Below are 6,270 nucleotides of genomic sequence, written 5' to 3'. Positions count from 1 at the left end.
TTGAAATAGATTCCCAGCAGTCCGAAGATGCAAAGGTGGACTGGAGAAAAGACGGGGTAAATCTGCTTACCAAATGGGTAAGAACAGAACTTCCTTCAGATATTGAAGCTAAGCTTCTGGAGCTTTTAGATGTTTACAATGTAGATTATGGTGCTATAGACATCATTGTTTCTCCCCAAGACGAATACTATTTCATCGAGATCAATGCTGCAGGAGAATTTTTCTGGTTAGATAATTTAACGGAGGAAAACCTGATTTCCAAAAGTATCGCAGATGTTCTCTGCGACAAAGCACCAAGAAGAAATAATAGGATATTCAATGATAATCATTCATTATATAATGCTCAATTAAAAGAATAATTTTCTTTTTTTATGTTTGAAATAAATTTTTATTTACTGTAAATAGTAGTTAATATTTAAATACTATTCCTAATTTAGTACATTGAAATCTGAATTTATAATAACATTAGGTATGAAAAAATTAATCTTACTAGGGTCATTATCGGTTTTTTTAATGAATTGTAATAAAAAAACAGAAACACCGGCTCCAAAAACTGAAACTGATACAGCAGCTGTCATTGAGCCTGTGGTAGACACGCTCGGGCCAAAATCATTCTGCTATATCGGTGTTACAGGAAAAGACAGTGTTTTTGCCTCTATTGATGATAACCTGGGAACCATTACCGGAAAATTAGCTTATAAAAATAATGAAAAAGACAGCTCTAAAGGAGATATAACCGGCTTTAAATCAGGAGACACCCTGAGATTAACTTATGAATTTCAGTCTGAAGGAACAAAAAGCAAAAGAGATATCTTCTTTATTCAGAAAGACAATACTTTAACAGAGGGAATTGGTGATCATAAAGAGGAAGACGGACAGTCTAAGTACGCTGATGAAAAAAAGATCAGCTATAAGGACGGGCAAAAACTGGAAGCTGCAGACTGCAAAGTGGTTGTAAAAGCTTTAAAATAATATAAAAATTAATTATACTACATTATTGAAAAAGGTGGCCTTGAAATTCTCAGCCACCTTTTTTATTAAAGCTCTTTCCGGATGATCTCTATAAAACGTTCTACCGCTTCATCCCCTGTATTCCAGGAGGTAATAAGGCGAATGGCAGAAGAATTTTCATCCATCTTTTTCCAGACAAAAAATTCAAAATGTTCTGACAGGATTTTAATAAGATCATTATTCATAACAGGAAATATTTGATTCGTATAAGTATCGGCAAGAAATTTTACTCCTCTTTCTTTCAGGGCATTTTTAATCTTCATTGCCTGCTGGTTGGCATGTTTTGCCAGATCAAAATACAGATCATCTTTCATCAGTTCCATAAACTGAATTCCAAGAAGACGTCCTTTGGCAAGTAATGCTCCTTTCTGCTTGATATTAAATGCAAAATCCGGTTGTAAAACCTGATTATTAATGACAATAGCCTCTCCTATCAATGCTCCGTTCTTTGTTCCGCCCAGGTAAAAAATATCCGTCAGTTCCGCTACTCTTTCCAGCGTAAGATCACTGATTTCAGAAGTAAGACCATGCCCCAGCCTTGCTCCGTCCATAAACAGATACAGCCCGTTCTTATGGCAAAAATCAGAAAGCTCTTCCAGCTCTTCAGCCATATAAATTGTTCCCAGCTCCGTAGAATTTGATATATACACCAATTTTGGCATGACCTGATGCGGGATATTGCTGTGGCTTTCCAGTACCGGAACAATGTCTGAAGGCTTAAGTTTACCGTCTGCAGTTTCAATGCTTAAAACTTTGTGACCTGTAGCTTCAATAGCTCCAGTTTCATTATTCAGAATATGGCCCGGTGCTGCAGATATTACACATTGATATGGCCTCAGAACCGAAGAAATCACAATCAGATTGGCCTGTGTCCCTCCGGAGACCAGATAAACTTCCGAATCCGGATTATTAATTTTTTCTTTGATCAGTTTTTTTGCCTGCAAAGAATATTCATCTTCACCGTATCCGGCCTGCTGCTCAAAGTTAGATTTTAAAAGTGCTTGTAGAATATTCGGGTGACATCCCTCGGAATAATCGTTTTTAAAAGAAAATTTCATAGGGTAAAATTAAAAAAAGTTAAAATAACAAGGCCCGATTTTACATAATATTTTGTTAGATTTGTATTGAAAATCATCTAACATTTTGAGAACAACATTAACAGAAGAAAATTATCTGAAGGCTTTGTTTCATCTAGTTGACAATGAAGGGAAAGTGACAATCAATGAGCTCAGCAAATTTTTAAACGTAAAAATGCCGAGCGTCAATAACATGATGAAGAAGTTTGCCGACAAAAAATGGGTTGTCTACGAAACGTACAAGCCCCTGCTAGTGACAGAAAACGGAAAACGTGAAGCTGCACTGGTAGTACGCAAACACAGGCTTACCGAAATGTTCCTGGTAAAAAAGATGAACTTTGGCTGGGAAAATGTTCACGAGATCGCAGAACAGCTGGAACATGTCCATTCACAGATTTTTTTCGATAAAATGGACGAAATCCTGGATCATCCTAAATTTGATCCCCACGGAGAGCCTATTCCTGATAAAGACGGAAATATTATTGCACAGGATCTGCAAAAACTGAGTGCTTGCAAAGTTGGAGAAACGGTAATATTTGCTTCAGTTACACTTTCAGATGATGGTTTTTTAAGCTATTTAAATGAAAGAAAACTGCTTCTGAACACTAAGATCAAAATCGTTAAAATTGAGGATTTTGATAAATCAATGACCATAGAGATTGGAAATTCTAAAGAAATACTCAGCAGAAAAGCTACAGAAATAATACTGGTGAAGAAATAGGATATGATGGTGCCTTCGGGATCCTCAGCCACCAGGTCCTAATATTCCAACATTTTTATCACACTTTCAATTTCATCAGCAGTATTAAAGTAATGCGGCGACAGACGAATAGCCCTATCCAGATTTTTCAATGTAAAATCAATGAGTGCATTGCTTTTATTGCTTACTGAAAAATACACATTGTTCTCTTTCAGTATTTTATAAATATTTTCAATATTACCATCTGGGGCGCAGAAAGTAACAATACTGCATAAGTTGTTGCCCTGATCCAATATTGTGAAACCCTTATTATGAAGCCCGGCCCTTAAACTTTCCGCCAGTTTTCTATTGTTGTTTTCGATATTCTGTAGACCAATTTCACTTGCATATTTTAAAGCTTCTGTAAATCCTAAAAGCGAACTGATGGAAGTTTCCCAGTGTTCAAATCTTTTTGCAGTTTTAAGCAGTTTATAATCATCGAATTCTGTCCATTCTGCACCTGCCATGTCCAAAAATACCGGAGCCATATTCCTTTCTAAAACCCTGTCCGAAACATATAAAAATCCTGTTCCTCTAGGCCCTCGCATGAATTTCCTGCCTGTTGTAGTCAGGAAATCACACCCTATTTTTTCAACATTCACAACCAGCTGGCCAATGGACTGGCAGGCATCAACAAGGTACAATACATCATACTGGCGGCAGATTTTACCTACTCCTTCCACATTCTGGATCAATCCGGAATTGGTCGGAATATGGGTGACCGCAACGAGTTTCGGATGGTATTTTTTGATTAGATGTTCAAGGTCTTCCAGATCCAGCTCATGGTCGGAAAGATTTTTCATCCTAATCAGCTTAACTCCCCGTTTTTTCTGCAGTGAAAAGAAAGCCATCTGATTCGAGATATAATCGTCATTGGTTGTAATAATACAATCCCCATCCTGAAATTCAATGCTGGACAGGGCTTTAGCGTAAGCATCGGTAGAACTGACCGTGAAAGCAATATTATCGGGTTGAGTATTGATGAGCCTGGCTGCTTCTGTACAGAACAGACCGAGCCTACCCGCAGTCCTTTCTGCTGCACCATAAGCGCCATGCTGCTGTTCCAAAAAAATATAATCAGTCATTGTTTTAACTACAATTTCCGTCATCAATGATCCTCCGGCACTGTTTAAAAATATTTTATCTGCACAGCCAGCTGTGTCTTTTCTTATGGTATTTAGATCCATGTTCTATTTTATTTTGAAAATCTTTATTACCTATGTGAACTGATAACTTGTCGATTACATTCTACATCTTTTGATATTTTAAGCATAAAAAATCCCGAAAATTTCAGTCCGGGATTTATATTCTTAGTCATTTTTATTAATCTAAAACACTCCAGCCTCTTTTTGGGTTGGTATTGGAAGAAACTTCCTGTTCGTTAACAATGATGTTTTCTTTTCTCTGACCGATATAGTCAAGCTCGCTTAATTTAGAGAAAATAATTTCCAGGCTGCGTAGCATCTGCTGAATATATAATAATGGCTCTCCGCAATTATGGTGGTCATAATTGGTTTCTGCTACGATAGAAAGCTGATTCAATAAGGTATGCGGAGCAATTTCACTCCACTCCAGGCTATAGTTAAGCATTTCTTCCAGCTCTGCAGGAACAAGAAGCTGAGTTGAATTGTAAAGATGAAGGGCTAATTTTGCAAATGCTTCGATCAAAAATACAGGCGGCTGCCACGGAATAATGTTTCTGAACTGAAAATACATATCCCCAAAGGTATTCACCATGGTTGTACACAAAAATTTAACATTCTGTGCCAATGCTGTATTTTGGTTTTTGTGAGATGCTTTCTGAATAATCTTAAAGGCATACTGCTGCAGATTTCCTATTGATTTTGCATAGCTGCTGTAGTAATCTATCAACGCAGGATGGCTCTGGATAGAGGTACACGGCGGAATAAAATTAGAATCTACCTGTGCAATATTGGCTCTTAAATCTACTTTTCCGATAATAAGGTAATTTCCTCCGGAATAGCTGCTGTTCAGTGAAGTAACCGGAAGAAGCTCGATGTGATGATTCGGCTGTGCGTTTGGATGACGGGGCGGAATTTCCTCCGGGTCAATATCCCCAAAAGGTACCTTATCAAAAGGATTTACAGAAATCAGGATATAATAATCACCGTCTGCCTGCTCCTCGCTCATAGATTTTGCCAGTGACTTCACGCTTACTCTCCTGTCGCTCAAATCGATACGATAACCCGCCATAGTAATGGCGCTGCATCTTTTGATCACAAGTTGCACGTCATTGGTAGCAGTATTATGAACATCAAATATTGTTTTGTCCGTAAATTCATTGGAAATAGGCAAAAGCCCATAATTATATGTGTTGATTCCCAGTGAACTGGAATCTCTTATCGTGTCAATTAAAAAATTATCCTGATCATTAAGGTGTCTCTGGGAAACTTTCATCCCGTCTACCCAATTGATCGCAAAATGCTTAATAGGCTGTATCATAGTTAATACTTTTTAAATTTTCTGTGATTATGATTTTTTCAATACTCCTTCTTCCTCATGCTGGATCACTCTTTTGCAGATTACCACTTCATTTTCTGAAATGCTATTCGTAGAGATATCCTGGTCGAAATCAATATATTTTCTAAAGCTGAAAAACGATTTTTTGGTGTAAAAAATCCAGTAATAAGGCTCTTTTTCTGTATCTGAAAGATGAATAATAGAATTGGGATTTTTATGATTATAGTCGTCCACTACCCTGTAGAACCAGTCTCCGAAAGTAACTCCGGTCGGAAGGGTTTTGGCTTTGATCCTAAATCTGTTTGCATCTTCAAGATTTTTGCTCAATTCAACATTTAATACCATTAATCGGTCAAAATCTGCCCCTTCAAAGTCCGGAAGTTTTTGGTCAGGAGAATATCTCCAGGTTTTATAGATATCAAAAGGAATGCTTATAAACTGTACGTAGCAGTAATAAAATACCATTGGAACAACAAAGATCAGCATACTTGTGGCAGCCATTACAGCATAGCCTGCGCCCTTACTTATCCAGTTAAAGATCAATGTAAATAAATATCCTCCGAAAGCAATACACGTTAATGAAAGTATGGATTCAAACAAAATGCTCATTCCTACAGAGTCAATATGCTTTCTGAAATACCTGTGCAGTAAATTAACATGAATAATACCAAAAATAAGATAAATAACCTGTGCAATAAGGTACCAGTAAGGATTAAAGAGGTTTTTTGCAAAACCAAAAAAGCCTGGTAATGCAAGACATAAACCGCACAGAAGGACATATATAATAATTACTTTAATTTTGATCGCAGGTTTGTTTCTTCTGATAATCCCAAGAATGACCATCAAAATCACCGCGATTAAAGGCATTAAAATATACCTTAAAAAAATACCTTTTACTGATGAAATTTCCATTAGTTTCTTTTCAAATTTATACTTTGTTGGTAGTTGTAAATATAATAATTA

The 6,270-nt window shown here is 36.8% G+C and carries 6 protein-coding genes and 1 pseudogene; 3 read left to right on the top strand and 4 right to left on the bottom strand.

What is annotated here, in order from left to right; all coding sequences use genetic code 11:
* Both ACTJIV_RS20230 and ACTJIV_RS20225 read left to right on the top strand, forming a co-directional pair.
* Nucleotides 1-359 (top strand): annotated as a pseudogene (locus ACTJIV_RS20230) (hypothetical protein); the annotation flags it as partial.
* A 112-nt stretch (nucleotides 360-471) separates the two neighbouring features.
* The gene (locus tag ACTJIV_RS20225; RefSeq protein WP_223560482.1) at nucleotides 472-972 is read left to right on the top strand and encodes a hypothetical protein; all 501 of its coding nucleotides are present in this window, start codon (nucleotides 472-474) and stop codon (nucleotides 970-972) included.
* Nucleotides 973-1,037: 65 nt separating this feature from the next.
* Here ACTJIV_RS20225 and ACTJIV_RS20220 read toward each other — a convergent pair whose 3' ends face one another.
* The gene (locus ACTJIV_RS20220) at nucleotides 1,038-2,069 is read right to left on the bottom strand and encodes a threonine aldolase family protein (RefSeq protein ID WP_440629258.1); all 1,032 of its coding nucleotides are present in this window, start codon (nucleotides 2,067-2,069) and stop codon (nucleotides 1,038-1,040) included.
* Between the two features lie 85 nt (nucleotides 2,070-2,154).
* Here ACTJIV_RS20220 and ACTJIV_RS20215 point away from each other — a divergent pair, with 85 nt between their 5' ends.
* Complete coding sequence (locus tag ACTJIV_RS20215) at nucleotides 2,155-2,808, top strand: metal-dependent transcriptional regulator (RefSeq protein ID WP_111960992.1); 654 nt, start codon at nucleotides 2,155-2,157, stop codon at nucleotides 2,806-2,808.
* A 38-nt stretch (nucleotides 2,809-2,846) separates the two neighbouring features.
* Here ACTJIV_RS20215 and ACTJIV_RS20210 read toward each other — a convergent pair whose 3' ends face one another.
* The 3 genes from ACTJIV_RS20210 to ACTJIV_RS20200 form a co-directional block, all read right to left on the bottom strand.
* Nucleotides 2,847-4,013: an aminotransferase class V-fold PLP-dependent enzyme gene (locus tag ACTJIV_RS20210; protein ID WP_440629257.1), complete on the bottom strand. Its 1,167-nt coding sequence runs from the start codon at nucleotides 4,011-4,013 to the stop codon at nucleotides 2,847-2,849.
* Nucleotides 4,014-4,149: 136 nt separating this feature from the next.
* Nucleotides 4,150-5,289, bottom strand: coding sequence for a hypothetical protein (locus ACTJIV_RS20205; protein WP_111960990.1), 1,140 nt, complete (start codon nucleotides 5,287-5,289; stop codon nucleotides 4,150-4,152).
* A 27-nt stretch (nucleotides 5,290-5,316) separates the two neighbouring features.
* A complete protein-coding gene (locus ACTJIV_RS20200; RefSeq protein WP_111960989.1) occupies nucleotides 5,317-6,219 on the bottom strand; it encodes a TssN family type VI secretion system protein in 903 nt (300 codons plus the stop codon).
* Nucleotides 6,220-6,270 lie beyond the last annotated feature (51 nt).

This window comes from Chryseobacterium sp. 22532 (genome assembly GCF_052044665.1).
Lineage (GTDB): Bacteria > Bacteroidota > Bacteroidia > Flavobacteriales > Weeksellaceae > Chryseobacterium > Chryseobacterium lathyri.
This window is presented reverse-complemented; position numbering and strand designations above follow the sequence as displayed.

Coding starts and splice junctions, on each gene's coding strand:
- ACTJIV_RS20225 (WP_223560482.1), top strand. CDS start 472: ATGAAAAAATTAATCTTACTAGGGTCATTATCGGTTTTTTTAATGAAT.
- ACTJIV_RS20220 (WP_440629258.1), bottom strand. CDS start 2,069: ATGAAATTTTCTTTTAAAAACGATTATTCCGAGGGATGTCACCCGAAT.
- ACTJIV_RS20210 (WP_440629257.1), bottom strand. CDS start 4,013: ATGGATCTAAATACCATAAGAAAAGACACAGCTGGCTGTGCAGATAAA.
- ACTJIV_RS20205 (WP_111960990.1), bottom strand. CDS start 5,289: ATGATACAGCCTATTAAGCATTTTGCGATCAATTGGGTAGACGGGATG.
- ACTJIV_RS20200 (WP_111960989.1), bottom strand. CDS start 6,219: ATGGAAATTTCATCAGTAAAAGGTATTTTTTTAAGGTATATTTTAATG.